The organism is Chromobacterium vaccinii (assembly GCF_001855275.1).
GTDB lineage: Bacteria > Pseudomonadota > Gammaproteobacteria > Burkholderiales > Chromobacteriaceae > Chromobacterium > Chromobacterium vaccinii.
Genome location: NZ_CP017707.1, coordinates 1,325,375 through 1,351,412, shown reverse-complemented (window position 1 = coordinate 1,351,412; position 26,038 = coordinate 1,325,375). Strand labels below are relative to the sequence as shown.

The window sequence follows — 26,038 nt, the reverse complement described above, 5'->3', positions numbered from 1 at the left end:
GCGTGTCGTTGAAAACGGTTTTCGCTTGCGTGCCGATTGTCAGGTAAACGGCATGAGGCTGCCATCGCGGCGGCGCGCCGGCTTTGCTGCGCGCCGCCGTTGTATTCTAGCTTGTCAGCGGGGCCCCAGGATTCGCCGCAGGCTGCTGGCAGGCGGCGCGCCTTGCACCTTCTGCATTTTCTCCTTGTCGTCCTTGAAGAAAATCATGGGCGTGGCGAACGCGCCGAAGCGCTCCATCAGTCGATGATTGCTGTCCAGCTTGGCCTGAACGGCTGGCGGAATAGCGGTTAATGGTTTGACGCCGCCGCTGGCGTGTTGCCGCTCGTGGCGGTCGAAAGCGGCGGCCGGGTTGCTGTCGCCCAGAATGGCCGCCGCCTTGCCGGGGCTGTCCGGTTTGATGATGCCCACCATGATATGGCGGATTTGCACTTTCCCGGCTTTGACCCAGGGGCGGGCATCGTTCCAGAACTTGTTGCAGTAAGGGCAGTTGGGGTCGGTGAAGGCGTAGAGCACGCGCGGCGCCTTGCTGTCTCCATCGGCGATCCAGAAACTGCCTTCCAGCTGTTGCCACAGCGCTTGACTGAACTGTTTGTCCAAGCCGGCCTGATTCCAGGCTTGCCCCTTGCTATCCAGCATGGCGCCGACAATGGCCTGCTTGCCGTCGGCGGTGAGGTAGATGGTTTGCGGCCGGCTCAGGTAGAGCGCGGCGTAGCCGGTCATCCCGCCGGGGGCGGAGAAGCGGTCCAGGATTTCATAGCCTTGCTGCTCCAGCGCATGCAGCGGCGCTGGCAAGGGGCTGGCCGGGGCGGCGAGCGCTGGCAGGCTGAATGGCAGGGCCAATAGCGGCAGCAGCCAGTTTCGGCATGGAGTGGTCATGGAGTGTCCTTTGCTGAATGGGGCGCGTCGCGCAGCGCGGCCAGCTTGCTGGCCAGCGTGGCGGCGGAGAGTTCGCCCAAGTGGGTGGCGGCCAGGCGGCCTTGCGCATTGAAAAACAGGGTGGTGGGCAGCGCGGCGGAGCCGTATTCCGCGCCCAGCGCGCCGCTTGGGTCGAGCAGCACATGCTCCAGCCGCAGCCCTTCCGCTTGCAGGTATTGGCTGACCGTAGCTTTGTCTTCGCCTTGATTGGCGAAGACAAAGCGGATGGCCGGCTCGTTTTGCTGGGCGGCCTGCAAGAGCGGCATTTCACGGCGGCATGGCGGGCACCAGCTGGCCCATAGATTCACCACCGCGGGATGGCCCTGCGCCAAGGCTGGCAGCGTCACGGGCGCGCCGGATAGGCTGCGCAGGGTTTGGCCGGAGAGCGGCTGCGCTTCCTCCCGCGCGAGCCAAGCCTGGGCGGAGGCCCAAACCAGCCCGCCGGCCAGCAGCGCCGCCGTGAGCGGCTGGCGCAGGGCGGGCTGCGCCCAGCCGCGCCATAGCGCCAAGGCCAAGGCACCCAGCGCGCCGGCCCACAGCGAAAAGCCGCCGTCGCGCAGGTCCAGCATGCTCCAGGGTTGCGCCCGGTATTGTTCGAACCAGATGGCGACGAAGCCCAGCCGCGCGGCCAGCGCTCCCCACAGCAGCAGGTCGTTGAGATGGCTGGCCACGCTGACGCCGTGGCGGCGGCCGGCCAGCCAGCCTGCGGCATGGGCGGCCAGCAGCGCGCCGCCGAGCAGCGCTGCTGCGGCGGGAATGGCCAGCGGGCCTAAGTGGAAGCTCAGCATGGTCATCCTTGTTCTTTGGCCTGTTTCAGGCGGGCGAGGAATGCATCGGCGCTTAACTTGCCGATGATGCGTTGCGCGCGGCGCTCTTTGCCGTCTGGGCCGATCAGCAGCAGGGTGGGAGGCCCCAGCACCTGGCGCGAGGCCATCAGTTGGCTGCTGTCGTCGCTGGCGGCGGTGACGTCCGGGCGCAGCAGGCGCATGCCGGCCAAGGCTTGCTGCACGCGGGCGTCGCCAAACACTTCATGCTCGATTTCCTTGCACGCCACGCACCAGTCGGCGTAGTAGTCCACCAGCGTCCATTGACCGTTGGCGCGGGCGGCGTCCAGTTCCCGCTGCAAGGCGGCGGGGCTGCGCAGCGTGGCAAAGGCATCCATCGCCGAGGCCGGCGCGCCGGCGCTGGCTGACAAGGAGAAGGCCAGGGGTTGCAGCGGATTGCCTTGCCCGGCGGCCGCGCCCAGCAGCATGGCGGCAGACCACAGCCCCAGCAAGATGGCGCTGCCGCGCAGCAGCCATTGCCGGCCGCTGGCTTGCCAGGGGTGGCTGATGCGGAACAGTCCCGCCGCCACGGCGAACAGCCACGCGCCGGACAAGGCCAATGCGGCGGCGGCGGGCAGCACCCGCGCCAGGAACCAGATGGCCATTGCCAGCAGCGCAAAGCCGAAAGCAGCCTTGACCCGGTTCATCCACAAGCCGGGGCGCGGCAGCAGCTCGGGCCCCAGCGCGCCCACCGCCAGCAGGGGGGCGCCCATGCCCAGGCCCATGGCCAGCAGCGCCAGGCTGCCTTTGAGCGTATCGCCGCTTTCGCTGATGTACAGCAGGGCGCCGGCTAGCGGCGCGGTCATGCATGGGCCCACCAGCAAGGCCGACAACACGCCCATGCCGGCCGCGCCGCCAATCGTGCCGCCTTGCTGGCGCTGGCTGGCTTGATTGAGGCGGTCGCGCAGGAAGGCGGGCAGCTGCAATTCGTAGGCGCCGAACATCGCCAGCGCCAACAGGACGAACAAGCCGGCGAACAGGCTCAGCGCCCATGGGGTTTGCAAGGCGGCTTGCAGATTGGACCCCATGGCGGCGGCGGCCGCGCCCAGGGCGGCGTAGGTCAGCGCCATCGGCAGGACGAAGGCCAGCGCCAGCACGAAGCCGCGCCTGGCGCTGGCGCCGCTGCCGACGATCAGGCTGCTGAGTATCGGCACCATCGGCAGCACGCAGGGGGTGAAGGCCATCAGCAGGCCCAGGCCGAAGAAGGCCAGCAGCGCCCAGGCGATGCCCGCTTGCGCCAGCCGGCCGGCCAACGCCTGGTCTTCGCCTTGCGCGCTCGCGGCGGCATCCGTGGCGATATCCGCTTCGGCCCCGGCTGGCGGCGCGCCGTTTTGCAGCGTGACCACGCGGCTTTGCGGCGGGTAGCACAGGCCGGCCTTGGCGCAGCCTTGCCAGCCTATGCGCAGCTGGCGCGCTTGCTTGGCTTGCGCCAGCGCTTCCAGGCGTTTGAAGTACACTTCCGATTCGCCGAAGAATTCGTCGGAAATGATTTGGCCCGCCGGCATTTCCAGCGAAGGCGCGTCGCCGGTCGGCAGGGCTTCCACTTTGATGTTCTTGCGGTACAGATAGTAGCCGTCGCTGATGTCCCAGCTCAGCTCGACCTGGCCGTCGCCCAGCTCGGCCACGCTAAGGCGGAATGCTTGCTCCGGCGACAGAAAATCGGTTTGCGCGCCGGCGGGCGCGGCCCACGACAACGCGAGCAGGAGCAGGCTCCAGATGAAGCGCAACATCGGCATCTCCTCATGGTTGGGATGCCGGGAAGCCTGCTGGCGAAGGATTAAGGCAGCGTTAACCGTGGGATAATCCGCCGCGTGCAAGCTTGGCGGCAAGGAGGGCGACATGCGGGTATTGCTGGTGGAGGACAATGAACTGATCGCGCTGGGCATCACCGCGGGTTTGCGCGCCCATGGTCTGGTGGTGGATGGCGTGGGCACGGCGGCGCAGGCGGAGGCAGCGCTGGCCACGCTGGACGCCGACGCCATGATTTTGGATCTGGGCCTGCCGGATGAAGACGGCATGCGTTTGCTGGCGCGGTTGCGCGCCAAAGGCATCGCATTGCCCATTTTGGTGCTCAGCGCCCGCGACGGCGTGGCGGACCGGGTGGCCGGGCTGCGCGCCGGCGCGGATGATTATCTGCTCAAGCCGTTTGATCTGGACGAGTTGGTGGCGCGCTTGCACGCCTTGCAGCGCCGCGCCGGCGGCCGCAGCGTGGATGTGATGGAAGACGGCCCCTTGCGGCTGGACCCGCTGCGAGGCGAGGCCTGGCTTGATGGCCGGGCGGTGCCGTTGGCGCGGCGCGAGCTGGCGCTGCTGGCGGCGCTGATGCAGGCGCGCGACCGCATTCTCAGCGCGGAGCAGCTAAAAGACCGGCTGTACGACTACAGCGAGGAAATCGAAAGCAATGCGCTCAACGTCCACATCCACCATTTGCGGCGCAAGCTGGGGCCGGAGATCGTGGAGACGGTGCGCGGCTTGGGATATCGCTACGGACGGGCCGGCGCATGAGCTTGCGCCTGCGTTTGCTGCTTTTGATCGGCGTCTCGCTCAGCCTGTTGTGGTGCGGGGTGGGGGCCTGGACCTTGCATGATCTGGACCGTCAGCTGCGCCGCACGCTGGATCAGCGGCTGGCGATGTCGGCGCAGATGGTGGCCGGTTTGATGGCGCAGCTGCCGTCGCCGCGCGCGGGGGCGTTGCCAAGCTTTACCGGCATCCACGCCGGCATCGCCTGCCAGATCGTTTCGGTGCGCGGCGAGGTTTTGCTGCGCACGCCCGGCGCGCCCGAGGTGAAGGCGTCCCGTTTGCCGCTGGGCTACGCCGATCAGCAGATAGGCGCCGTGCATTGGCGCAGTTACACGGTGGAGGCCAATGGCCTGTTGGTGACCACCGCCGACAGGCTGACTGAGCGCGACGCGTTGTTGGCCACAGTGCGCTGGGCCGCGGCCGTGCCCTTCATCGCCGCGCTGGCCGGCAGCTTGATCGCCTTGTGGTTTGGCGTGCGCCAGGGCCTGTTGCCGCTGGAGCGCCTGCGCCAAGCGCTGTCGCGCCGAGCTCCGGATGCTTTGGAGCCGGTCGACTCCCGTAATTTGCCTGGCGATTTGCAGCCCTTGGTCGCCAGCCTGAACGACTTGCTGGGGAAAATGGCTCTGGCGCTTTCGCGCGAGAGGCGTTTGACCAGCGATGCGGCGCATGAACTGCGCACGCCGCTGACGGCGATCAAAACCCATCTGCAAGTGGCGCGCATCACCCAGGGGCATGACGCGCAGACTGCCTTGGCGCGCGCGGAGGACGGCGCGGACCGATTGCAGAACACGCTCAGTCAGCTGCTGACCCTGGCGCGGGTGGAGGGCGAGTTTGACTGGGAGGATGGCGGCGTGGCCTTGGCGAGCGAGGTGGTGGATCTGGCGGCGCGCGACGCCGCGCCGCGCCAACCAGAACGCATCGCCATCGGCCCTTCGCCGCAGGCTCAGTTGGCGCTGCCGCAGGCGCTGGCGGTGACGGCGCTGCGTAATTTGCTGGACAATGCCTTGCGTTATTCGCCGCCAGGCTCGCTGGTGCGGCTGAGCGTCTGGAGAGAAGGGGCTTGTTTGCATTTTGAAGTGGCCGATCAAGGCCCGGGCCTATCCGCAGAATCCATGGCCCGGGCCACGCAGCGGTTCTGGCGCGCGCGCCAGTCGGCGGATGGCGGCAGCGGCCTGGGGCTGGCGATTGTGGCGGCCATCGTCGAGCGTTTTGGCGGGCGGCTGGCGCTGCGCGCGGAAGAGGCGGGCGGTTTACGCGTCATATTGACTTTGCCGGCGCGGGATTGATGTTGGCGGAGCGGCGGCGGGCAAGGTGTTTTGCGCGCGGTTGTCCCGCTCCAAAACGTTGAACAGATCAAAAACGATCCAAACGACAAAGCCGGCACGTAGCCGGCTTTTTGATTCTCGTCGCGCGGGGCGCTTATTTTTCCGGGCCGCGGAAGGCGTCGTGACAGGTCTTGCAGTTCTGCGCCACCTGGCCGTAGGCCTTCTTGATGGCGGCCAGGTCGCCGGCTTTGGCGACGGCGGCGAGGTTGTCCACCGACTTCAGGAAGACGTCGCGGTCGGCCTGGAACTTGGCCGGCTGGCTCCAGATTTCCGGTTTGGCGCGGCTTTTGCCGGTGATGCTGTTCGCCGGGAAGTGCTTGAACGGTTCCGCGGCCAGCGTCTTCATCGCTTCCGCCTGCTGCTCGAACTTCGCCTTGTCGTAGGGCGCGCGTTCGCGCACCGCCATGCCCATCGGCTCGAACGATTGCAGCAGCATCTTCTTGAAGGCCTGGCTGCGGATCTCGGCCGGCGTGTCGGCGTGGGCGGCGGGAATGGCGATCGCTGCCAGCAGCAGCGCGGTCAATGTCTTGTTCATGGCGTCTCGAATGGATGGCTATGCTTGTCGAATGCCGGCGCGGCGCGCCGTAAGAGCCTGTTTACGATCTTTCTGCGAGCATCACAGCCCAGCCAACAGGCCATCTGCCGCGTTGTCAGGCTAGGCCTTGGAATCACCAAGGCCTACGCCCTCCGCCTTGCATCTGGCCTGTTGGCTGGGCTGCCCTCCGGGGCCATTCTCTGTCGGCGCATGGCTTTGTCAAGCGGCCCTTGTAGTGAATGACACTGCGGCGGGCCGTTTTTCGTGCCCTGCATCCGGCAGAAAATGGCCGATGCCACAAAAAGATCGTAAACAGGCTCTAAGCCGATTATATCGATGACGGCGGGAAATGGGGCCGGGTGGGCGGCCCAGGCGGATCAATCCTTGCGGAAATCCTTGTGGCAGGCCTTACAGGTCTGCTGGGTGGCGCCGAACTGGGCCTTGATCGCGGCCAGATCGCCGGTCAGCGCCACTTGCTTCAGCTTGGCGGTGGCGGCCTTGTGGTTGTCGATGGCTTTCTGCCAGTCGGCGGGCTTGCTCCAGATTTCGGGCTTGGCGTCAGTCTTGCCCGCGCCGCTGCCGGCGGGGAAGTATTGCCAGGGTTGCTGCGACAGCTGTTCCAGCTTGGCGGCCTGCTTGGCGAATTCGTCCTTGTTGTAAGGAATTTCGCCTTTGACCATCTTGCCCATCTCGCCGACCACCGGCTTGTACTGCTTGAACGTCTCCTTGCGCTGGCTGACCGGATCGGCGGCGAACGCCTGGCCGGCGATCAGCAGCGCCAGCGACGCCATTAACATCTTTTTCATCGAAAGCTTCCTTTTTTGGCATGAAAAGACGCCCGCAGCCTATCACAGCGGGCGGACCGTCAAAACCCGCATTATGTAAATGGTTGAATGGTTGTGATGTTATACAGTAACATTCGCTCATTATTCAGCTGATGCCATATCCTATGGACCCCACCGTCTATCTCGCCGCCGCCGAGCGCCATTGCGCCGCGCGCGGCAGCAAGCTCACCGATCTGCGCCGCCAGGTGCTGGAACTGGTGCTGAACCGCCGCGGCGTGGTCAAGGCCTACCAGGTGCTGGCCGACTTGCAGCAGCAGCGCGGCTCGGCCGCGCCGCCCACCGTCTACCGCGCGCTGGACTTCCTGGTGGAGCTCGGCCTGTTGCACAAGGTGGACGCGCTGAACGGCTTCATCGTCTGCGAGCACTTCGACTGCCAGCACGAGAGCCTGATCCTGGTGTGCGAACAATGCGGCCGCGTCAACGAGGTGGACGCCGCCAGCGGCTTGGCCCGGCTGCGCGAGATGGCGCAGGCCGCCGGTTTCGCGCTCAGCCCGCAAAATCTGGTGCTGGCCGGACGCTGCCAGTCCTGTGCAGCCTGAATCTGAAGAAATCATGAACAAGACCAAAGTCAATCTGTTTACCGGCTTTCTGGGCGTGGGCAAGACCACCGCGTTGCGCCACCTGATCGCCAATCGCCCGCAGCACGAGAAGTGGGCGGTGATCGTCAACGAATTCGGCGAAGTGGGCATAGACGGCGCCGCCTTGCTCAACGACGAGCTGGCGGTGGCCGAGATCGCCGGCGGCTGCCTGTGCTGCGTCGCCGGCCCGCAGATGACCGCCACCGTGGCCACGTTGCTGCGCCGCGAGAAGCCGGACCGCCTGCTGATCGAAGCCAGCGGCCTGGCCCACGCCGCCGGCGTCATCGACGAATTGCGCGCCAAGCCCTTGGGCGAGGCGCTGGAAGTGGCCGCGGTGCTGACGCTGGTGGACCCGCGCCAGTTCATCCAGCCCGATTACCACCGCCAGCCGCTGTACCGCGACCAGATCTCCATCGCCGACGTGCTGGTGGCCAACAAGATAGACACCGCCGACATCCCGACCATGGAAGCCTTCCGCGCGCAGGCGGCGGCGCTGTTTCCGCCCAAGTCGCTGGTCGGCGAGGTGAAGGACGGCCAGCTGGACGTCGCCTGGCTGGACGCCGAGCTGGCGGCCAAGCCGCGCTACCGCCCGGCGGTGCTGCCTGACAACACAAGCGCGTGGCAATCGGCCGGCTGGACTTTCGAGCCGGAACTGAATTTCGACGGCGAGCGGCTGACGCGGCTGTTCGACGACCTGCCCGCCAAAGTGCCGGGCCTGGTGCGCGCCAAGGGCGTGTTCCGCGTGCTGGACAGCTGGGTGTGGCTGAACTGGGCGGCCGGGCAGTGGGGCGCCGCCCAGGTGTCCTGGCGCCGCGACAGCCGCTTCGAGCTGATCGCGCCGGAATTCGACGCCGCCGCGGTGGAAGCCTGGCTGAAGGAGTGCCTGGAATGAGCGGATCGCATTCGCACGATCACGGCCACGCGCACGAGCCGCACCGCCATGTCACCGCCTCCAATCTGCGCCCGCCGCTGAGCCTGCTGGCCATGTCGGCCGGCCAGCGCGTCGCGCTGACGCTGCTGCCGCTGGCTGGCCTGTGGCTGCTGGTGTGGTGGGCATTGCGGGAGCTGGCATGAGCATCATCCTGAACAACCTGACGGTGTCTTACCAGCGTCATCCGGCGGTGCACCACATCAGCGGCCGCTTCGCCGACGGCGACGCCACCGCGATTTTCGGGCCCAACGGCGCCGGGAAAAGCACCTTGCTGAAGGCGATGATAGGCGCGCTGACGCCGGATTCCGGCCATGTGGACCTGAACGGCCACCGCCGCTCCGACATCGCTTACCTGCCGCAGCAGGCGGAGATCGACCGCAGCATGCCGGTCAGCGTGCTGGAGCTGGTCGGCACCGGCCTGTGGCACCAGAGCGGGCCGTTCGGCCGGGTGGGGCGCGACGGCATGGCCCGCGCGATCGAGGCGCTGGAGCAGGTGGGGCTGGCCGACTTCGCGTTGCGGCCGATCGCGGCGTTGTCCAGCGGCCAGTTCCAGCGCGTGCTGTTCGCCCGCATCCTGGTGCAGGACGCCAGGCTGATTCTGCTGGACGAGCCGTTCAACGCGGTGGATGCCAAGACCACGGAAGACCTGCTGGGCCTGGTGGCGCAGTGGCGGCGCGAGAAGCGCACCGTGATCGCGGTGCTGCACGACGCGCTGCAGGTGAGGGCGCATTTTCCGTACACGCTGCTGATGGCGCGCGAGGTGATCGCCTGGGGCGAAAGCGCCGCGGTATTGAACGATGACAATCTGCGGCGCGCGGTGGACACCGCCGCCCATTGGCAGTCCCAGGCGCCGGTTTGCGGCCTGGATGGAGTAAGCGCCTGATGCAACATTTGTACGATCTTCTGGTGTCGCCCTTCGTCGAGTTCGCCTTCATGCGCCGCGCCCTGGCCGGCTGCCTGGCGCTGGCGCTGGGCTCCGGCCCCATCGGCCTGTTCCTGGTGATGCGGCGCATGAGCCTGATGGGCGACGCGATGAGCCACGCGGTGCTGCCGGGCGCCGCCGTCGGCTTCATGTTCGCCGGCCTCAGCCTGCCGGCGATGAGCCTGGGCGGCTTCGTCGCCGGCGTGCTGGTGGCGCTGCTGGCGGGTCTCGCCACCCGCTTCACCAGCATCAAGGAGGATGCCAGCTTCGCGGCGTTCTACCTGCTGTCGCTGTCGCTGGGCGTGCTGTTGGTGTCCAAGGGCGGCAGCAATGTCGATCTGATGCATATCCTGTTTGGCTCGGTGCTGGCGGTGGACGACGCCGCGCTGTACCTGGTGTCCGGCGTGGCCACGGCGACGCTGCTGACGCTGGCCGTCATCTACCGGCCGCTGCTGCTGGAGAGCCTGGACCCGGTCTATCTGCGCGCGGTGGGCGCGCGCGGCGCCTGGTGGCATCTGCTGTTCCTGATGCTGGTGGTGCTGAACCTGGTGGCCGGCTTCCAGTCGCTGGGCACGCTGATGGCGGTGGGCTTGATGATGCTGCCGGCGATCACCTCGCGGCTGTGGACCGAGCGCATCGAGGCCATGCTGGCGCTGGCGGTGGGCATCTCCTTCCTCAGCGGCCTCGGCGGCTTGCTGTTGTCTTATCACTTCGAACTGCCATCCGGCCCCGCCATCATCCTGCTGGCCGGCGTGGTCTACCTGCTGTCCTTGTTGTTCGCGCCGGTGGGCGGAGCCTTGCCCCGCTATATCCGCGCGCGGCATCTCGAATCTTGAACCGATAGGGGAAAACCCATGAAGAAGACTTTAGCCGCTTTGTTGCTGCTGGGCATGCCGGCCTTGGTGCTGGCCAAGGTGCCGGTGGTGGCCAGTTTCAGCATCATCGCCGACATGACCCGCGAGATCGGCGGCGACCGCGTGGAAGTGGTGTCGCTGGTCGGTCCGGACCAGGACGCGCACGTGTTCCAGCCGTCGCCGGCCGACATCAAGAAGGTATCCGCCGCCAAGGTGCTGGTGACCAACGGTCTGGGCCTGGAGGGCTGGATGTCGCGTCTTGACAAGGCGGCCAACTTCCGCGGCGCGACCGTGGTGGCGTCCAAGGGCATCAAGACCCGCCAGGCGCCGGAAGAGGAGCATGCCGACGAGGATCACGGCCATGACCACGGCGACGTCGATCCGCACGCCTGGCATGACCCGGCGCGGGTGCAGACCTATATCAAGAACATCAGCGCCGGCCTGATCCAGGCCGATCCGGCCGGCAAGGCCGAGTACCAGCGCCGCGCGGCCGATTACGCCGCCAAGGTGAAGGCGGTGGACGACTGGGCGAAGCAGCAGTTCGCCGCGGTGCCGGCCGCCAAGCGCAAGATGCTGACCTCGCACGACGCCTTCGGCTATCTGGGCGAGCGCTATCAGCTGAAGGTGCTGGCGATCCAGGGCGTCAGCACCGAGTCCGAGGCTTCCGCCAAGGGGGTCGCGCAGCTGACGCGCCAGGTGAGGAAAGAAGGGGTGACGGCGATCTTCATGGAGAACATGAGCGACGCCAGGCTGCTGAAGCAGCTGTCGGCCGAAGCCAAGGTGCGGATAGGCGGCAAGCTGTACGCCGACGCGCTGTCCGGCCCCAGCGGCCCGGCTGCCAGCTATCTGCAGCTGATGCGCTACAACGTCGACACCATCATGAAATCGTTCCGCTGACGAGTTGAGCAAGCTTCCACACGCCGATTCCCGCCACGCCCAGTCCGGCCGCCAGCCGCACCGGGCGTTTTTGCATCCAGCGCCGCAGGCCGTCGGCGAACACGCCCATCAGCAAGAGATTGGGCAAGGTGCCCAGGCCGAAGGCCAGCATCATGCCGGCGCCGTTCCAGGCCGATCCGCTGGCCAGCGCCGAGATCGATGCGCTGTACACCAGGCCGCAGGGCAGCCAGCCCCAGGCCGCGCCGACCGCGACCGCGCCGCCGGCCGACCGCACCGGCAGCAGCCGGCCCACCAGCGGCTGCACCCGCCGCCAAAGCGGTTGTCCCAGCTTTTCCAGCGCTACCACGGCCTGGGCGAATCCCGCCAGATAGAGGCCCATCGCGATCAGCATCAGATCGGCGAGCAAGGCCAGACCCAGCTGCCAGGCATGGGTGGAGGCCAGGCTGAGCCCGCCCGCCGCCAGTCCGCCCAGCAAGGCGCCGATCAGCGCGTAGCTGGCGACGCGTCCCAAATTGTAGCCGGCCAGCACCCGCCAGCGGGCGTAGCCGGGCGGCTGGTGCAGGGTGAGCGCGGCGACGATGCCGCCGCACATGCCGACGCAGTGCCCGCCGCCCAGCAGGCCGGCGAGGAACAAGATCCAGAAATTTGTCTCAATCATGCCGCAAGCGCTTCAGGAAAGCTCTATGGTAACAGAGGGCATGACGTAGCGGCTTGAACGTGCCGATTTGGCTTGACGACGGGGTTTGCGGCGGTTTGTTCGATTCTTTTTGGCATTGTTGAAACAGTCATTCTACAAAAAAGGTTGAAGATAATTGTTTCGCCTACTGGCCAAAAGTACAGTTTGCAAAGAAAATGGCGGTTTGGGCGAGACAAGAAGGGCGGCGCTGTCTATAAGACGGACGCGGTCCAAGCCCGGAGCCAGGCTGGGATATGGGAGCGATTGCCGCGTAAGGCGGATCGATCCGGCCTGGGCTGCAATGAAAAGGAATGGGGATACATGAGGAACACAATATGGCCAGGTATCTGACACTTGAACGGCTGGGCAAATCGGCCATCATCACGCTTTCCAACCTGCCTGCCAATCTGCTGACGACCGATGGCCTGAACGAGCTGACGGCGACGCTGCAGGCGCTGAATGCGGATGATGACGTGCGTTCGGTGGTGATTACCGGCGCCGGCGACGCGTTTTTTTCCGCCGGAGCAGATTTGAAGCAGTTCGCCGCTGGCGACAAGGCCGCGGCGGATGTGGTGCTGCAGGCCTTCGCCAACGCGCTGCAGGCGATACGCGCCTACCGCGGCGTCACTGTCGCCGCCGTCAACGGATTCGCGCTGGGCGGCGGCTTGGAGTGCGCGCTGGTGTGCGACTACATCATCGCCGAGCGCGGCTCCAAGCTGGGCCTGCCGGAAGCCAAGGTCGGTCTGATTCCCGCCGCCGGCGGCACCAAGACGCTGGCCGACAAGGTGGGCGTGTCCTGGGCCAAGCGCATCATCCTGGGCGGCGAGGTGGTGTCGGCCGAGCAGGCGCTGAAGATAGGCCTGATCGAAGAGGTAGTGGATCAGGGCTTCGCCAAGATCGTCGCGGTCAGCCTGGCCAACAAGGTGGCGGGGCAGGGGCCGGTCGCGGTGGCCGCCGCGCGCAAGCTGATCGAAGACAGCCCCAATCTCAATCTGGACGAGCATCTGAAGCGCGAGCGCGCGGCGACGCTGGGGCTGGTGGGCGGTTCGGAACAACTGGAGGGCGTGGCCGCCTTTCTGGCCAAACGCGCGGCCAGTTGGGCGCAGGACGACGACGACTGAGCCGTCGCCGCTTTGCGAGCCGATATGACGACAGCCGCCTGCGCGCAAGTTTTGCCGCCGGCGGCTTTGTTTTGGCGGCGTCTGCCATGTTAGCCTAGTCGTCATTTGGCATATTCGGCCGCGGACGCCTGCGGCCGGCATCGCAGGGGAGAGCATGGAAATCTACCAGTTGCGCACCTTCGTCACCGTGGCCCAGCAAGGCCACCTGACGCAGGCGGCCGAGTTGCTGCATCTGTCGCAGCCGGCGGTGACCGCGCAAATCAAGGCCCTGGAGGAAGAAGTGGGCATGCAGTTGTTCGAGCGCAGCGCCGGCGGCGTCAGCCTGACCCGGGCCGGCCAGGAGTTGCTGCCGCAGGCGCAGGGCGTGCTGGCCGCCGCGCGCGACATCATCAACCACGCCAAGCAACTGAAGGGCCAGCTGTCGGGACAGGCGCGCATCGGCGTGACGCTGATGCCGGACCTCCTGAAGCTGGGGCCATGGGTGGCGGCGCTGGCGGACGCCCACCCGCTGCTGGAGGTGAAGCTCACCCATGGCGTATCGGTGGATGTGCTGAATCTGGTGCGCAAGAAAGAGCTGGACGCCGGCTTCTACTTGGGCAAGAACCCCTATATGAACGTCAGCACCGTGCCTTTGCGGATGCTGAATTTCCGCGTCGCCTTGCCGCCGGCCTGGGCGGGGCAGGCGGCGGAAGGGCGGCTGAAGGAGCTTGGCAAGCTGCCCTGGGTCGGCATCTCGCAGTTTTCCAGCTTGTCCAAGATCACCGCCGAGTTGTGGCGGGAACTCAATATCTCGCCTAAAAAGGTGGCGGAGAGCGATCACTTGTCTGTAATACTGGAGCTGGTGGCCGCAGGCGTGGGCGCGGCTCTGGTGCGCGAGGAAGACGCGCTGGCCTGGGAGGCCGCCGGGCGCGTCCGGCTGGTGCCTGACCTGCGCAAGAGCGCCGAGCTGCAGTTTGTCTATCCGGCCGACCGGACCGGCGATCCGGTGCTGGAAACCTTGTTGCGCGAGTTGCTGGCGGTCTGGGAGCTTCCCTGTCCGCAAACGTGAGTCCGGGCGCGCGAGCGCCGTCGAATGAGGAGGCCGCATGGCCAGATGGATAGTCGGAGCGATGGAAACATATTGCGGCGCGGTGGAGCAGGGGCAGCGCCGCTGGCTGGACGCTCAGCAGGAGGCGTGCAGCTGTTGGCTGTCGTCGATCACGCCGAGCTTCGCCTTGTCGGAAGGGGAGATGGAGCGGCGGATCGATGGCGGTCTGCTGGCGGGCGCCTCGATATGGCAGGCCCAGGCCGACATCCAGCGTGGATTGATGCTGGCTGCCGAGAGGCTGTGGACCGAGATGGGACGCAGCATCGCGCGGCAGCTGCCCGATGACGGGGCGGCGCCGATCGCGGCGGTGCGCCAGGCGCTGGAGGTGGGCTGCGCTTCCGGCGCGGCCTTGTCCACCGCGTCGCGGCAGGCCGGGCATTTCGCCGCCACCAACTTTTCCGGCATTCCGCTGAAAGCCGCCCGCGATGTGAGGCGCGTGCTGCGGCAATCCTGATCCGCGGTCGCCGCGGTTTGCGCAGGCGCATGGTATGCTGACCGCATCGGCCCGGAGATGGGCATCAGCGGAAAGCGTGCGATGAGAATCCATGGCGCCTGTCACTGCGGCAATATTTCCTTCGACCTCGACTGGCCCGACGGCGCGGCGATCCCCGCTCGTCGTTGCGGCTGCGGCTTCTGCCGCAAGCATGGCGGCGTCTGGACCGCCTCCCCCGCCGGCAGGCTGGAGGTGACGCTGCGCAATACGCAGCGGGTATCGCATTACCGCTTCGGCACCCGTACCGCCGACTTCCACATCTGTTCCGATTGCGGCGCCGCGCCGCTGGTCACCAGCGAGATCGGCGGCCGTTTGCGCGCCGTGGTCAGCGTCAACGCCTTCGAGACGCCTGGCCTGCCGCTGGGCGATGCGGCCGACGTATCGTTCGATGGCGAGAGCGAAACGGAGAGGCTGGCGCGGCGCGCCCGCAACTGGATCCCCGATGTCCGTTTCGTCTGATCGCCTTCCCCTTATCCGGCTGGAAGCCTTTTCGGCCGAGGCCTTGGCCGATCTGGCCGATGGCAGGCAGCCGGCAAGCCTGGGCCGCCGCTGCGAGGAGGGCGCCTTGCCGCCGCCGGAGGTGGCAAGCCGGGCATTGCGTTTGTTGGCGTCAGGCGTGGCCGAGCGTTGGAGCCTGCCCTACGCGATGATCGATGAGCGCGGCGCGATTGTCGGCGCCTGCGGCTTCAAGGGAGCTCCCTGCCTGGGGCTGGTGGAGATCGGCTACGGTGTGGCCCCCCTGCGGCGTGGACGCGGCATTGCCGCGGCCGCCGTGAGGCTGTTGCTGGAGGAGGCGGTCATCCGCGGCGGCGCGCGCCGGGTGCTGGCGCGGATCAATCCGGATAATGCCGCGTCGTCGCGGGTGGCGGACAAGCTGGGTTTCGTCCGCGGCGAGGTGAGGCTGGACGATGACGGCGAGCCGTTGGCGCAATGGCTGTGGCCGCCTTCAACTGATTTTGCCCATGATGGAGAAGCGCCATGAAGCTGATCGGCATGCTGGATTCCCCCTATGTCCGCCGCGTCGCGGTTTCCCTGCAGTTGCTGGACCTTCCATTCGAACACCATCCCTTGTCGGTGTTCAGCGCATTCGACCGTTTCCGGGAGATCAATCCGGTAGTCAAGGCTCCCACCCTGATCTGCGACGACGGCACGGCGCTGATGGACTCCACGTTGATCCTGCAGTACGCGGAGTCGATCGCGCCGGGGCGCAGCCTGCTGCCGGCCGATCCGCAGCGCCTGCTGCGCAGCCTGCGGGTGACGGGGCTGGCGCTGGCGGCCTGCGAGAAGAGCGTGCAGATCGTCTACGAGCGCAAGCTGCGCCCTGAAGACGCGCGCTACCAGCCCTGGCTGGAGCGGATCAGCAGCCAGTTGCTGGCCGCTTACGACGAACTGGAGCGGGAGCTGGCATCCGGCGTGCCGGACATCGGCGGCGGGGCCATTGATCAGGCCTGGTTGAGCACTGCCGTCGCCTGGCACTTCAGCAGGCGGATGACGGCTGACATCGTGCAGGCTGATGAGTATCCGGCCTTGGCCGCCCTGTCCGCGCGGGCGGAGGCTCTGGACGCGTTCCGGGCTGCGCCGTATGGAGATGGCGCGTATCCGGTCCGTTTTTGATGCGCTGCGTCAAATAACATATCCTGCATGTCCCTGGGGCGTGATCAACGACCGCAGCGGCGGCTGGTATTACTGCTTCACTACCGGCGACATCGTCAGCGCGGTGCAGTCCGGGCGGCAGATCGTTCTCGACGTCTACGGCAAGGGCAACACGGTGAAGTGCGGCGATGTGTTCACGCTGACTGCGCCCTGACCCTGCTGCGATGACACAATAAAACGCCGCCGCATTTCACAATGCGGCGGCGTTGTCGTTGACGCTTGATGGAATTACTTCTGATGCGCGTCGTCGGCCACGATGCCGCGCACCTTGGCCACGTCGCCGGCAGCCACCGGACTGGCGGCGTTGCCCCAGCTCTGGCGCATATAGGTGAGCACGTCGGCCACCTCCTGGTCGTTCATCTGCTGGGCGTAGCCCGGCATGCTGTATTCCCAGGCCAGGTGGCGCGTGCGGGCGTTGACGCCGCCTTCCAGCACCACGCGGATCAGCGAGGTGGCGTCGCGCGCCATCACCGCCGAGCTGCCGGCCAGCGCCGGCACCACCTTGTCATGCCCCTGGCCGTTGGCCTGGTGGCAGGTGGCGCAGTTCTCGAAGAACAACGTGGCGCCGGTGCGCACCGGGGCGACGTCGGCCGCGCCCGCGCCCGGAAGGCTCTTCAGGTAGACGGTGATCGCCGACAGGTCGGCGGTGTTGATGTGCTGGCTGCTGTAGTGCACCACTTCCGCCATCGGGCCGAATGCCGCGGTGTAGCGGTTGCGGCCGGTCTGCAGGTATTGCACCAGCTCGTCGGCCGACCAGCCGCCCAGGCCTTCGCGCGCGTCGCCGGTCAGGTTGCCGGCGTACCAGCCGGCCAGCTGCGCGCCGGTCAGGTAGCCGGGCTTCTTCTCGCTCAGCGCCACTTCCTGGAAGGCGACGCCGCGCGGGGTGTGGCAGGTACCGCAGTGGGCCATGCCCTGCACCAGGTAGGCGCCGCGATTCCACTCGGCGTTCTTGGCGGCGTCAGGCTGGTAGCGACTGTCGTCGTGGAACATCCAGCGCCACAGCGTCAGCGGCCAGCGCATCGACAGCGGCCAGGGAATGTCGCTGTCGCGGTTAGCCTGCTTCACCGGAGCGACGCCGTGCATGAAGTAGGCGTACAGGTCGCGCATGTCGTCGTCGTTGATGCGGGCGAACGAGGTGTAGGGCATGGCCGGGTACAGCGAGTGGCCCTCCTTGGCCACGCCGCGGCGCAGCGCGCGGGCGAAGTCCTCGTAGCTGTAGTCGCCGATGCCGGTTTCCTTGTCCGGCGTGATGTTGGTGGAGTAGATCTTGCCCACCGGGGTGTCCATAGGCAGCCCGCCGGCGTTTTCCTTGCCGCCGGGCGCGCTGTGGCAGGCGATGCAGTCCGACACGCGGGCGAGGTAGGCGCCGCGGCGCACGCCGTCGGTGTCGACATGCGCCAGCGCGGCGTTCGCCGCACAGGCCAGCAGGGCCGCGAGACCCAGGGTTTTCATCAGTTTCATCACGGTGTTCCTGTTAGCTCAGCTCGTTGACGGCGCGCCATGCCTGGTCGATGGCGGCGTGGGTGTACGGGTTCCAGTCGGAGTCGGAGTTGGCGATCGCCACCTTGCCGGCCGGGCGGCGGGCGGTGGCGATGATGCGCTTGGACTCTTCGTCGTCGTCGTACATCGAGTTGAGGAAGTAGGAATAGCCGTGCGACCAGCGGTTGACGGTGATGGCCGCGATGTCGCGGTTGTGGTCGAAGCCGGCGGGGCCGAGGATGCGCTGCAGCTGGCTGCGGATCATGTTCTCGTGCTCGGAGAACGGCATGGCCAGCAGTTTGGCGCGGCCCATCTTCCACTGGGTGCGCGGGTCCAGATTGGAGCCGGCGATGGTGGGCACGTAGACCATGTGCAGGCACATCGGCTCTGACGGCTTGCGCGGATGCTGGTAGCCGCCGATGTCCACCGGATAATCCATCTTGATGCGGCTGTACGGCATCGACGGGCAGTACAGCTCGTGCACGCCCAGCTTCATGAAGCTGTCCCAGTTCTTCAGCACCACCTTGGTGTAGACCAGCGGCGCCTTGACGTTCATCGCCAGCGCCTGCTTCTGATCGTTTTCCAGCTCTGGCATGATGTGCGGGATCATCATGTTGTAACAGGCCATCACCACGTGGCGGCCCTGCACGCGGCGCAGCCTGCCGCCCTTGTCCAGATAGCCGACGTCCACCGGGCCCTTGGCGTTTTCCACGCGCACCACGGTGCTGTTCAGCCGCAGCCGCACCGGATTTTCCGGCAGGTCGAGCTTGCTGTAGTCGAAGCGGGCAAGCACGATGTCGTTCATGTCCTTGCCCGGCGCCGCCTGCGGAATCATCTTGCGCACCAGGAGGCGGGCGATGGACGCGTTGCCGTCCGGGAAGTGGTAGATGTACGGGTCGCGCAGCTCGGCTTCCGCCTCGGCGCTGATCTTGCCGAGGCCGGCCACGCCGTGGAAGCCCGGCAGGTCGAGGTTGCGCGCGTCCAGCGCCGGCAGGCCGTCGATGCCCACCGCCTGGAAGTCGTTGCTGCGCGACTGGAAGAAGCGGATCGCGGTGGCGCTCAGGCCGACGTGGCGGGACAGGTAGGTGCTGTAGCTGATCTTGGCCAGATAGGCTTCGCGCTTGTTCTTGGGCATGTCGCCCAGGTAGTCGCGGGTGCTGGTGTGCAGGGCGATCAGCGCGTCGCGGTCCTGCTTCGACATCGGGAAGTCGTTGATGAAGTCGCGGATCGGGCGCGCGTTCAGGCGCTTGGGATCGATGTCGTCCGCCACCTGCAGATAGGGGTCGCCGCCTACGGTCTTGTCGACGCCGAAGTCTTCCTTATTGAAGAACACGCCGCGCGACAGCTTGAGGTCGGGATAGAAATTGCGGTGGAAGTGGCTGGCCAGGCCATCGATGTCGATGGTCAGTTCCTTCATCAGCGCCAGCGCTTCCTTGCTGAACACGTGCTTGGGCGATTGCAGCGATTCGGTGCCGCCGTAGCCCAGCATCAGGCGGTTGCCGACCTTGAACTCGTTGCGCTTGGCGTGGCCGCCGAAGTCGTCGTGGTTGTCCAGGATCAGTACTTTGGCTTGCGGATGCTTCTTGCGGTAGTAATGCGCGGCCGCGAGGCCGCTGATGCCGCCGCCTACCACCACCAGGTCGTATTGCTCTTCCACCTTGGCGCCGCCCAGGTTGAACGCGTGGTGGGCGCGGCCCAGCTTGTGGGCGTTCTCGAAGGAGCCGTCATGGTTGCCGCGCAGTCCGGTGAGCGAAGGCGGGTAGTAGCTGGCGCTGATCTGTCGGGGTGCGGCACGGAGGATTTCCAGCGGAGTGAGCCCGGCAGCCACCGTCAGCGCAAAACCGTTGAGGAAGTCTCGTCGGGTAATGGACATGGCTTTTCCTGTGTTGTTGTTGGAATAAACCAGCAGCCTCTGCGTGCTGTCTGGCGTTCCATTATAACAAATTGTAAATATAGTTAATTTTTATGCTGCGGGAATGACGAATCGAGGCAGGGAAACGAACAGGCCCGGTTGAGCCGGGCCTGGGAGGATGGGATGGGGCCGCGCGGCGGCGGGATCAGGCCAGGGCGATTCTCTTCTTCAACAGGCCCAGCGCCAATGCCGTGACCAGGGTGCCGGCGGCCAGCGCCGCCAGGTAGCTGAGCAGGTGTTCCACCGCATTGGGGATGGGCAGCACGAACACGCCGCCGTGCGGCACCTTCAGTTGCACGCCCATGGTCATCGAGACGGCGCCGGCCAGCGCCGAGCCGGCCATCAAGGCCGGGATCACGCGGAAGGGGTCGCGCGCGGCGAAAGGGATGGCGCCTTCGCTGATGAAGGCCAGGCCCAGCACCGCGGCGGCCTTGCCGGCCTCGTGCTCGTCGGCGGTGAAGCGGTCGCGGAATAATCGGGTGGCCAGCGCTAGCCCTAGCGGCGGCGTCATGCCGGCGGCCATCACCGCGGCCATCGGCGTGTACACCTGGCTGGCGATCAGGCCGGTGGCGAAGGCGTAGGCCGCCTTGTTGACCGGACCGCCCATGTCGAAGGCCATCATCGCGCCCAACAGCGCGCCCAGGGCCAGCGCGCTGCTGCCCTGCATGCCCTTCAGCGCCTCGGTCAGCGCCGACAGCACGGCGGCCACCGGCTGGCCCACCACGTAGATCATCAAGAGGCCGGTCAGCAGCGAGCCCAGCACCGGCAGGATCAGCACCGGCTTCAGGCCGTCCAGATGCTGGCCCAGCTTGATCCGGCGGTTCAATTCGCGGGTGCCGTAGCCGGCGATGAAGCCGGCGGCGATGCCGCCCAGGAAGCCGGAGCCCAGGCTGGCGGCCAGCATGCCGCCCACCATGCCGGGCGCGATGCCGGGGCGGTCGGCCACGGAATAGGCGATGTAGCCGGCCAGGATGGGCACCATCAGCGCGAAGGCGGATTTGGCGCCGATCTGGAACAGCGACCACGCCAGGGTGCCCTTGTGCGCGTCGTCGAAGGCGTAAATGCCGCCCAGCGCGAAGGCGAGCGCGATCAGGATGCCGCCGGCGGTGACGAAGGGCAGCATGAAGGACACGCCGGTCATCAGGTGGCGGTAGGGGCCGTCCTTGGCTTTTTCCGGGCTCGCGGCTGTGGCCGAGCCTGCGCCTTCCCATGGCCGCGCTTCTTCGATGGCGCGGCGGATCAAGGCCTTGCCGTCGCCGATGGCGGCCTTGGTGCCGCTCTTGAACAGCCGCTTGCCGGCGAAGCGGTCCAACTGCACCTGGGTGTCGGCGGCGATCACCACCAGATCGGCGGCGGCGATCTCGGCGTCGGTCAGCGCGTCCTGCGCGCCGACCGAGCCCTGGGTTTCCACCCGCATCGCGTGGCCCAGCGCCTTCGCGCCCTGGACCAGCCCCTCGGCCGCCATGAAGGTGTGGGCGATGCCGGTGGGGCAGCCGGTGATGGCGACGATGCTCAGCGCGCGCTCGGTCGCCGCCGCGCCATCCAGCTGCGCGGCCGGATCGGCTAGTACCGCGTCCAGCGTGGCATGGCGCGCGGGCCGCTGCCCGGCGCGGCCGTCGTCGGGACAGTCCACCAGCAGGATCTGGCTGGCGGCCTGCAGGCGATCCGCGTCCAGCGCCGGTTGTCCGTCGATTTCGATGTCTATCCGCTTGCCCTGACGCTGGGCGGCCTGTCGCAGCGCTTCGGCGGCCAGCCTGGCCTGGGTGCTGCGTTCTCCTGCGCGGATGATGGCGACGATGCTCATGTGTTTCCCCTGTTGCTAAGCGGGCGCGGCTCAGGCCGCGTCCAGGGTTTGCAGGCTGACGGCGGCGGCCAGCTCTCGTATCTGTTGTTCCGGCGGCAGATGGGGACCGACGCGCTGCAGCTTGGCGACGGCGAAGGCCACCGCCAGCCTCAGGCTGTCGGCCGCGTCCAGGCCCTGGCGCCGGGCGGCGACCAGGCCGGCCACCAGCGCATCGCCGGCGCCCACGGTGCTCAAAGGCCGCTGCGGCGGCAGGCTGGCCAGCAGCGCCGCGTCGGCGTCCACCAGCAGCGCGCCTTGTTCGCCCAGCGACACCACCACCCGGCCGACTCCCATCCGCTGCAGGCCGCGCGCGCAACGGACCACGTCGTCCAGGCCGGGCAGCGGGCGGCCGGCCCATTGCGCCAGCTCCTCGCGGTTGGGTTTCACACAGTCGGGCAGCGCTTCGGGCGGGTTGGCCAGCGCGGCGGCCAGCGGCGAGCCGCTGCTGTCCACCAGCACCCAGGCGCCTTGCCGCTTCAGCTGCGCGCACAGCCGCGCCAGCGCGTCGCGCGGCAGGCCGGGCGGCAGGCTGCCGGCCAGCACGGCCAGGTCGCCGGCGCCGACATGGGCGAGGCCGGAGGCCAGCGCTTCCAGCTCGGCTTCTCCGGTTTCCGGGCCGGGGAGGTTGATGTCGGTGGTGTCGCCGGTTTCCAGATCGGCCAGCTTGATGTTGACCCGGCTGGCGCCGGCCACCCGCAGCATGCGGTCGTCGATGCGCTTGGCGGCGAACAGCTGCTCGAACGGGCCGCTGTTGTCGCGGCCGAGCAGGCCATGGACGTGGACCGGCAGCCCCCAGTCTGCGAGGCAGGAGGCGACGTTGACGCCCTTGCCGCCGGCGTTGACGTGGGCGGCGCGCGCCAGATTGACCGACCCCATCCGCAGCGCGTCCAGCGTCACGGTCTGGTCCAGCGCCGGGTTGGGGGTGACGGTGTGGATGGCGCCGCTCATGCCAGCGCCTCCAGCAGCTGCCGCACTTCTTCGGCGCTGTCGCAGGCCAGCGCCTGTTCGGCCAGCTCGCGCAGCCTGGCGTGGCTGTGGCGGCGCAGCATCGCCTTTACCGCGGCGATGTCGTGCGGGCTCATCGATAACTCGTCCACGCCCAGGCCGGCCAGCACCGCCGCGCCCTGCGGGTCGCCGGCGATGCCGCCGCACACGCCCACCCAGCGCTGGTGGGCCGCCGCGCCCTGCACGGTCTGGCGGATCAGCCGCAGCACGGCGGGATGCAGGCTGTCGGCCTCGGCCGCCAGCTCGGGGTGCTGGCGGTCCATCGCCAGCGCGTACTGTGTCAGGTCGTTGGTGCCGATGGAGAAGAAATCGACATAGGGCGCGAACTGGTCGGCCAGCAGCGCGGCGGCCGGCACTTCCACCATGATGCCGATCGGCACCGGCGGCGCGTCCAGCTCCTTGCGCACGCCTTCGCACAGGCCCTTGAGGCGGGTGATCTCCTTCAGCGAGCTGATCATCGGGAACATGATGGACAAGGGCTTGCCGGCCTTGGCGGCGCGGTACAGCGCGCGCAGCTGCGGCTCCAGCAGCTCGCGGCGGGACAGCAACAGCCGCGCGCCGCGCATGCCGAGGAAGGGATTGTCCTCATGCGGCAGGTTCAGGTAGGGCACTTGCTTGTCGCCGCCGATGTCCAGCGCGCGGACGATCAGTGGCCGGCCTTGCAGCGCCTGCTGCATCGCCAGATAGGTTTTCAGCTGCTCTTCCTCGTCTGGCGCGGCATCGCGCTCCAGGAACAGGAATTCGGTGCGCATCAGGCCCACGCCTTCCGCGCCGGCCTCCAGCGCGGCGGCGGCCTGGTCCGGGCGATTGATGTTGGCGGCGATCTCGATGCGTTTGCCGTCGGCGGTCTGGCCCGGTTGCTGCCGCTCAGCCTGCTGCTTCTGCTGATCTTCCCGCTGGCGCTGCTGCCAGGCGCGGGCGGATTCCAGATCCGCGTCGCTGGGGTTCAGGTACAGCCGGCCGGCATCGCCGTCCAGGATGGCCCGGCTGCCGTCGGCCACGTCCAGCAGCGCGGCTCCGGCAGCCACCAGCGCCGGCAGGCCCAGCGTGCGCGCCAGAATGGCGGTGTGGGCGGTGGGGCCGCCGTGGGCGGTGGCCAGGCCTTTGACTCGGGTGAGGTCCAGGCTGGCGGTGTCCGACGGCGCGAGATCGGCGGCCAGCAGCAGGGTGTCGGGGCCGAATTCCGCCGGCGCATGGCCTTGCAGCGCCGGGTCCAGCTGGAACAGCACGCGGCGGCCCACGTCGCGCAAGTCGGCGGCGCGCGCGGCCAGCAGCGGGTTGCCCAGCGCGGAGATTTTTTCCGCCAAGCGCTCCACCGCCTGATGCCACGACCACTCGACGCCGTGGCCGGCCACCATCAGCTGGCAGCTGAGGGTGATCAGGTCGGTGTCGTTCAAGAGCTCGGCCTGGGCGCGGAAGATGCCGGCTTCGCCGGCGCCCAGCGTCGCCTGGGTGGCGTCGGCCAGCTGCGCCAGCTGCTGGCGGGTGGCGGCCAGCGCTTCGTGCAGGCGGTCGCCGCCCTCGGCCAGGCTGACCGGCCGGTCGGGCACTTGCAGCCGCTCGCCGGCCAGGATGCGCGCGGTGCCGATGGCGAGGCCCGGGCTGGCGGCGATGCCGGGCAGGGAGATCAGCGATCCGGCCGGCTGCCAGCCGGCGGTTTTGCGCGCGCCGGCTGCGCGCTGGGCGGCGATGGCGGCGGCGGTCTGCTCGGCCAGGCTGGCCTCGCGCATCGCCTTCAGCAATTGGCGCACGCCGTCTTCGGCTTGCGGGCCGCGGCCGGACACGGAGACGAGATCGCCCTGGCGCAGGCCCAGCTGCAGCAGAGAGATCAGGTTCTTGGCGTCGGCGACGCGGCCGCCGTGGCGTACCTGAAGCTGCGCCGGACTGCGCCGCGCGGCCTCCACCCACAGCGCGGCGGGGCGGGCGTGCAGGCCGTTGGGGTAATCGAGCCGCCATTCCTCGCCTGTGTCCAGGTCGCGCGCCTCGGCGTCCGGCGGCGGGTTTTCCGGCGGCTGCTCCAGCGCGGCGATCAGGTCGGCGCTGTCCTGAGTGGAGAACAGCGGCAGCAGCCGGGCTTCGTCCTGCAGCAGCCGGGTCAGCTGGCGCAGCATCACCAGGTGGTCGTCGGAACGGGCGGCGATCGCGCACAGCAGGTGAGTGCGTTGGCCGGGGTTCCATTCCAGCCCGTCCGGAATCTGAAGCATGGCGACGCCGGTGCGCAGCACCATCGCCCGGTCTTCCACCATGCCGTGGGGGATGGCGATGCCGTTGCCCAGGTAGGTGTTGGCCACCGCTTCGCGGCGCAGCAGGCTGTCTATGTAGTCGGGCGCGATGCAGCCGGCGTCGGCCAGCATGCGGCCCGCCTCGCGGATGGCGGCCTCTTTGCCGGCGGGCTGGCAGCCCAGGCGTATCAGTTGCGGAGTGAGCAGGGCGTCGGACACGGCATACCTCGTTTTTGGGCTCGATATGGCTGGCATTGAAAACGATTACATTTTTTCTGTCAATCAGACAGAACTGGTTAAAATCAAACTTGTGGCGTAATCCTGATAACTGTCGCTATTTCGCGCTTGCCAGCGGGTGTTCGCTGGCGCAACATCGCTTCCGTCAATTGAAAACGATTTCCAAAAAATGACTACCAGCATCAAGGATGTCGCGCTGCTGGCCGGCGTGTCGGTGGCCACCGTGTCGCGCGTGCTGGGCAACGGCCCGGTCAGCGCCGCGCTGCGCGCCAAGGTGGAGGCCGCCGTCGCCCAGAGCGGCTACCGGCCCAACCTGTCGGCGCGCCGGCTGCGCTCGCAGGCCTCGCGCACCATAGGTCTGATCGTGTCGGACATCCGCAATCCTTTTTTCACTTCGGTCAGCCGGGCGGTGGAGGATGTCGCCTATCGGGCCGGCATGCGGGTGATCCTGTGCAACACCGACGAGAACCCGGACAAGGAGGCGATGTACCTCAGGCTGATGCAGGAGGAGAGGGTGAGCGGGGTGATTTTCGCCGCCACCCGCGCCACCGCCGATTCGCTGGACGTCGCCGGCCTGGGCTTCCCTGTGGTGATGATAGACCGCGCGGGGCCGGCCGCCCGCTGCGACGCGGTGCTGCTGGACAACCGGACAGCGGCCGCGCAACTGGTCGAGCATTTGCTGGGCCGCGGCTATCGCCACATCGGCGGTCTGTTCGGCAATACCAGCAGCACCGGCGCGGAGCGCCACGCGGGATTCGCCGAGGCGATGGAAAGGGCGGGGCTGCCTGCGGCGGCGCGTTTCGTCGCGCCCAGCGCCGAAGCGGCGCAGGCCGAAGCGGCGAAGTGGCTGGGGGAGGCGGGCGCGCCGGAGGCGCTGATCGCCAGCAATGGCCTGCTGTTGCTGGGCGTGGTCAAGGCGGTGCGGGAGGCCGGCGTCGCCGTGCCGGGCCGGCTGGCGCTGGCTGGTTTCGACAACGACAGCTGGACCGAGCTGGCCGATCCCGGCATGACGGTGATCGAGCAGCCGGTCGACGAGATAGGCCGCGCGGCGATGGAAATGCTGCTGGAGCGGCTGGAGCGGCCGGAGCGGCCGCTGCGCAAGGTGGTGCTGGCGGGCCGGCTGGTGGAACGCGGCTCCAGCCAGCCTCGCGGCTGAGGCGCGCC

General features: G+C 67.7%; 27 protein-coding genes. 16 read left to right on the top strand and 11 right to left on the bottom strand.

Annotated elements, in window-relative coordinates:
• Positions 1–114 precede the first annotated feature (114 nt).
• Genes dsbG through dsbD form a run of 3 tightly spaced genes read right to left on the bottom strand, consistent with a single transcriptional unit; the run spans position 115 to position 3,469 of the window.
• On the bottom strand, positions 115–876 hold the full coding sequence (gene dsbG, locus BKX93_RS06085) for a thiol:disulfide interchange protein DsbG (RefSeq protein ID WP_070979175.1): 762 nt from the start codon (positions 874–876) through the stop codon (positions 115–117).
• Complete coding sequence (locus BKX93_RS06080; RefSeq protein ID WP_222103294.1) at positions 873–1,709, bottom strand: TlpA family protein disulfide reductase; 837 nt, start codon at positions 1,707–1,709, stop codon at positions 873–875. Before BKX93_RS06080 ends, dsbG begins: the two co-directional genes overlap by 4 nt.
• Positions 1,706–3,469, bottom strand: coding sequence for a protein-disulfide reductase DsbD (gene dsbD, locus BKX93_RS06075; RefSeq protein WP_222103293.1), 1,764 nt, complete (start codon positions 3,467–3,469; stop codon positions 1,706–1,708). Before dsbD ends, BKX93_RS06080 begins: the two co-directional genes overlap by 4 nt.
• Before the next feature lie 109 nt (positions 3,470–3,578).
• Here dsbD and BKX93_RS06070 point away from each other — a divergent pair, with 109 nt between their 5' ends.
• Both BKX93_RS06070 and BKX93_RS06065 read left to right on the top strand, forming a co-directional pair.
• Complete coding sequence (locus BKX93_RS06070; RefSeq protein WP_070979172.1) at positions 3,579–4,244, top strand: response regulator; 666 nt, start codon at positions 3,579–3,581, stop codon at positions 4,242–4,244.
• Complete coding sequence (locus tag BKX93_RS06065; RefSeq protein WP_070979170.1) at positions 4,241–5,545, top strand: ATP-binding protein; 1,305 nt, start codon at positions 4,241–4,243, stop codon at positions 5,543–5,545. Before BKX93_RS06070 ends, BKX93_RS06065 begins: the two co-directional genes overlap by 4 nt.
• Before the next feature lie 133 nt (positions 5,546–5,678).
• On the opposite strand, the gene BKX93_RS06060 is transcribed toward BKX93_RS06065, so the two are convergent.
• Together BKX93_RS06060 and BKX93_RS06055 are read right to left on the bottom strand one after the other, a co-directional pair.
• Positions 5,679–6,119 (bottom strand): c-type cytochrome, encoded by a 441-nt coding sequence (locus BKX93_RS06060; protein ID WP_046158311.1) that lies wholly within the window; start codon positions 6,117–6,119, stop codon positions 5,679–5,681.
• 377 nt (positions 6,120–6,496) lie between these two features.
• Positions 6,497–6,925 (bottom strand): c-type cytochrome, encoded by a 429-nt coding sequence (locus BKX93_RS06055; RefSeq protein ID WP_070979168.1) that lies wholly within the window; start codon positions 6,923–6,925, stop codon positions 6,497–6,499.
• Between the two features lie 131 nt (positions 6,926–7,056).
• Here BKX93_RS06055 and BKX93_RS06050 point away from each other — a divergent pair, with 131 nt between their 5' ends.
• From BKX93_RS06050 to BKX93_RS06025, 6 genes are read left to right on the top strand one after another with little or no spacing between them, the layout of a single operon-like run.
• Positions 7,057–7,503 (top strand): Fur family transcriptional regulator, encoded by a 447-nt coding sequence (locus BKX93_RS06050; protein ID WP_342341858.1) that lies wholly within the window; start codon positions 7,057–7,059, stop codon positions 7,501–7,503.
• 13 nt (positions 7,504–7,516) lie between these two features.
• Positions 7,517–8,434: a CobW family GTP-binding protein gene (locus BKX93_RS06045; protein ID WP_046158314.1), complete on the top strand. Its 918-nt coding sequence runs from the start codon at positions 7,517–7,519 to the stop codon at positions 8,432–8,434.
• Positions 8,431–8,616, top strand: coding sequence for a hypothetical protein (locus BKX93_RS06040; RefSeq protein ID WP_046158315.1), 186 nt, complete (start codon positions 8,431–8,433; stop codon positions 8,614–8,616). The genes BKX93_RS06045 and BKX93_RS06040 overlap by 4 nt, the downstream gene beginning before the upstream one ends.
• Positions 8,613–9,356 (top strand): metal ABC transporter ATP-binding protein, encoded by a 744-nt coding sequence (locus tag BKX93_RS06035; protein ID WP_070979166.1) that lies wholly within the window; start codon positions 8,613–8,615, stop codon positions 9,354–9,356. Before BKX93_RS06040 ends, BKX93_RS06035 begins: the two co-directional genes overlap by 4 nt.
• Complete coding sequence (locus BKX93_RS06030) at positions 9,356–10,231, top strand: metal ABC transporter permease (RefSeq protein ID WP_046168046.1); 876 nt, start codon at positions 9,356–9,358, stop codon at positions 10,229–10,231. The genes BKX93_RS06035 and BKX93_RS06030 overlap by 1 nt, the downstream gene beginning before the upstream one ends.
• Positions 10,232–10,249: 18 nt before the next feature.
• On the top strand, positions 10,250–11,146 hold the full coding sequence (locus BKX93_RS06025; protein WP_070979164.1) for a metal ABC transporter substrate-binding protein: 897 nt from the start codon (positions 10,250–10,252) through the stop codon (positions 11,144–11,146).
• On the opposite strand, the gene BKX93_RS06020 is transcribed toward BKX93_RS06025, so the two are convergent.
• Complete coding sequence (locus BKX93_RS06020; protein WP_046158319.1) at positions 11,127–11,804, bottom strand: sulfite exporter TauE/SafE family protein; 678 nt, start codon at positions 11,802–11,804, stop codon at positions 11,127–11,129. The genes BKX93_RS06025 and BKX93_RS06020 overlap by 20 nt on opposite strands.
• A 353-nt stretch (positions 11,805–12,157) precedes the next feature.
• On the opposite strand from BKX93_RS06020, the gene BKX93_RS06015 reads away from it, so the two are divergent.
• From BKX93_RS06015 to BKX93_RS25060, 7 genes are all read left to right on the top strand, one after another.
• Positions 12,158–12,943, top strand: a complete 786-nt coding sequence (locus tag BKX93_RS06015; protein ID WP_070979162.1) for an enoyl-CoA hydratase — start codon at positions 12,158–12,160, stop codon at positions 12,941–12,943.
• Positions 12,944–13,097: 154 nt separating this feature from the next.
• Positions 13,098–13,991, top strand: a complete 894-nt coding sequence (locus BKX93_RS06010; RefSeq protein WP_046158320.1) for a LysR family transcriptional regulator — start codon at positions 13,098–13,100, stop codon at positions 13,989–13,991.
• Positions 13,992–14,028: 37 nt separating this feature from the next.
• The gene (locus BKX93_RS06005) at positions 14,029–14,484 is read left to right on the top strand and encodes a hypothetical protein (protein ID WP_046158321.1); all 456 of its coding nucleotides are present in this window, start codon (positions 14,029–14,031) and stop codon (positions 14,482–14,484) included.
• Positions 14,485–14,565: 81 nt separating this feature from the next.
• Positions 14,566–14,982: a GFA family protein gene (locus tag BKX93_RS06000; RefSeq protein WP_070979160.1), complete on the top strand. Its 417-nt coding sequence runs from the start codon at positions 14,566–14,568 to the stop codon at positions 14,980–14,982.
• On the top strand, positions 14,966–15,505 hold the full coding sequence (locus BKX93_RS05995) for a GNAT family N-acetyltransferase (protein ID WP_052729391.1): 540 nt from the start codon (positions 14,966–14,968) through the stop codon (positions 15,503–15,505). The genes BKX93_RS06000 and BKX93_RS05995 overlap by 17 nt, the downstream gene beginning before the upstream one ends.
• The gene (locus tag BKX93_RS05990; RefSeq protein ID WP_070979158.1) at positions 15,502–16,137 is read left to right on the top strand and encodes a glutathione S-transferase family protein; all 636 of its coding nucleotides are present in this window, start codon (positions 15,502–15,504) and stop codon (positions 16,135–16,137) included. Before BKX93_RS05995 ends, BKX93_RS05990 begins: the two co-directional genes overlap by 4 nt.
• A gap of 40 nt (positions 16,138–16,177) precedes the next feature.
• Entirely contained in the window at positions 16,178–16,330 is a 153-nt protein-coding gene (locus BKX93_RS25060; protein ID WP_160298962.1) for a hypothetical protein, read from the top strand.
• Between the two features lie 74 nt (positions 16,331–16,404).
• Here the strand turns inward: BKX93_RS25060 and BKX93_RS05985 are convergent, their stop codons facing one another.
• The 5 genes from BKX93_RS05985 to ptsP form a co-directional block, all read right to left on the bottom strand.
• Positions 16,405–17,637: a cytochrome c gene (locus tag BKX93_RS05985; RefSeq protein ID WP_070979156.1), complete on the bottom strand. Its 1,233-nt coding sequence runs from the start codon at positions 17,635–17,637 to the stop codon at positions 16,405–16,407.
• 13 nt (positions 17,638–17,650) lie between these two features.
• Positions 17,651–19,528, bottom strand: coding sequence for an NAD(P)-binding protein (locus BKX93_RS05980; RefSeq protein ID WP_070979154.1), 1,878 nt, complete (start codon positions 19,526–19,528; stop codon positions 17,651–17,653).
• 184 nt (positions 19,529–19,712) lie between these two features.
• Positions 19,713–21,371, bottom strand: coding sequence for a PTS fructose transporter subunit IIC (locus BKX93_RS05975; protein WP_046158326.1), 1,659 nt, complete (start codon positions 21,369–21,371; stop codon positions 19,713–19,715).
• Between the two features lie 30 nt (positions 21,372–21,401).
• A complete protein-coding gene (pfkB, locus tag BKX93_RS05970) occupies positions 21,402–22,358 on the bottom strand; it encodes a 1-phosphofructokinase (protein WP_070979152.1) in 957 nt (318 codons plus the stop codon).
• Positions 22,355–24,856, bottom strand: coding sequence for a phosphoenolpyruvate--protein phosphotransferase (ptsP, locus tag BKX93_RS05965; RefSeq protein ID WP_145929283.1), 2,502 nt, complete (start codon positions 24,854–24,856; stop codon positions 22,355–22,357). Before ptsP ends, pfkB begins: the two co-directional genes overlap by 4 nt.
• A gap of 187 nt (positions 24,857–25,043) precedes the next feature.
• On the opposite strand from ptsP, the gene BKX93_RS05960 reads away from it, so the two are divergent.
• Positions 25,044–26,030: a LacI family DNA-binding transcriptional regulator gene (locus BKX93_RS05960; protein WP_070979149.1), complete on the top strand. Its 987-nt coding sequence runs from the start codon at positions 25,044–25,046 to the stop codon at positions 26,028–26,030.
• Positions 26,031–26,038 lie beyond the last annotated feature (8 nt).

Excerpts from the sequence above, each read along its gene's own strand:
- BKX93_RS06045 (WP_046158314.1), top strand. The coding sequence starts at position 7,517 with ATGAACAAGACCAAAGTCAATCTGTTTACCGGCTTTCTGGGCGTGGGC.
- BKX93_RS06050 (WP_342341858.1), top strand. The coding sequence starts at position 7,057 with ATGCCATATCCTATGGACCCCACCGTCTATCTCGCCGCCGCCGAGCGC.
- BKX93_RS06060 (WP_046158311.1), bottom strand. The coding sequence starts at position 6,119 with ATGAACAAGACATTGACCGCGCTGCTGCTGGCAGCGATCGCCATTCCC.
- BKX93_RS06025 (WP_070979164.1), top strand. The coding sequence starts at position 10,250 with ATGAAGAAGACTTTAGCCGCTTTGTTGCTGCTGGGCATGCCGGCCTTG.
- BKX93_RS06020 (WP_046158319.1), bottom strand. The coding sequence starts at position 11,804 with ATGATTGAGACAAATTTCTGGATCTTGTTCCTCGCCGGCCTGCTGGGC.
- BKX93_RS05990 (WP_070979158.1), top strand. The coding sequence starts at position 15,502 with ATGAAGCTGATCGGCATGCTGGATTCCCCCTATGTCCGCCGCGTCGCG.
- BKX93_RS06080 (WP_222103294.1), bottom strand. The coding sequence starts at position 1,709 with ATGACCATGCTGAGCTTCCACTTAGGCCCGCTGGCCATTCCCGCCGCA.
- dsbD (WP_222103293.1), bottom strand. The coding sequence starts at position 3,469 with ATGTTGCGCTTCATCTGGAGCCTGCTCCTGCTCGCGTTGTCGTGGGCC.
- BKX93_RS06030 (WP_046168046.1), top strand. The coding sequence starts at position 9,356 with ATGCAACATTTGTACGATCTTCTGGTGTCGCCCTTCGTCGAGTTCGCC.
- pfkB (WP_070979152.1), bottom strand. The coding sequence starts at position 22,358 with ATGAGCGGCGCCATCCACACCGTCACCCCCAACCCGGCGCTGGACCAG.
- BKX93_RS06070 (WP_070979172.1), top strand. The coding sequence starts at position 3,579 with ATGCGGGTATTGCTGGTGGAGGACAATGAACTGATCGCGCTGGGCATC.
- BKX93_RS05975 (WP_046158326.1), bottom strand. The coding sequence starts at position 21,371 with ATGAGCATCGTCGCCATCATCCGCGCAGGAGAACGCAGCACCCAGGCC.
- BKX93_RS06015 (WP_070979162.1), top strand. The coding sequence starts at position 12,158 with ATGGCCAGGTATCTGACACTTGAACGGCTGGGCAAATCGGCCATCATC.
- BKX93_RS05995 (WP_052729391.1), top strand. The coding sequence starts at position 14,966 with ATGTCCGTTTCGTCTGATCGCCTTCCCCTTATCCGGCTGGAAGCCTTT.
- BKX93_RS06010 (WP_046158320.1), top strand. The coding sequence starts at position 13,098 with ATGGAAATCTACCAGTTGCGCACCTTCGTCACCGTGGCCCAGCAAGGC.
- BKX93_RS06040 (WP_046158315.1), top strand. The coding sequence starts at position 8,431 with ATGAGCGGATCGCATTCGCACGATCACGGCCACGCGCACGAGCCGCAC.
- BKX93_RS05960 (WP_070979149.1), top strand. The coding sequence starts at position 25,044 with ATGACTACCAGCATCAAGGATGTCGCGCTGCTGGCCGGCGTGTCGGTG.
- BKX93_RS06035 (WP_070979166.1), top strand. The coding sequence starts at position 8,613 with ATGAGCATCATCCTGAACAACCTGACGGTGTCTTACCAGCGTCATCCG.
- BKX93_RS06000 (WP_070979160.1), top strand. The coding sequence starts at position 14,566 with ATGAGAATCCATGGCGCCTGTCACTGCGGCAATATTTCCTTCGACCTC.
- BKX93_RS06055 (WP_070979168.1), bottom strand. The coding sequence starts at position 6,925 with ATGAAAAAGATGTTAATGGCGTCGCTGGCGCTGCTGATCGCCGGCCAG.
- dsbG (WP_070979175.1), bottom strand. The coding sequence starts at position 876 with ATGACCACTCCATGCCGAAACTGGCTGCTGCCGCTATTGGCCCTGCCA.
- BKX93_RS06005 (WP_046158321.1), top strand. The coding sequence starts at position 14,029 with ATGGCCAGATGGATAGTCGGAGCGATGGAAACATATTGCGGCGCGGTG.
- BKX93_RS05985 (WP_070979156.1), bottom strand. The coding sequence starts at position 17,637 with ATGAAACTGATGAAAACCCTGGGTCTCGCGGCCCTGCTGGCCTGTGCG.
- BKX93_RS06065 (WP_070979170.1), top strand. The coding sequence starts at position 4,241 with ATGAGCTTGCGCCTGCGTTTGCTGCTTTTGATCGGCGTCTCGCTCAGC.
- BKX93_RS05980 (WP_070979154.1), bottom strand. The coding sequence starts at position 19,528 with ATGTCCATTACCCGACGAGACTTCCTCAACGGTTTTGCGCTGACGGTG.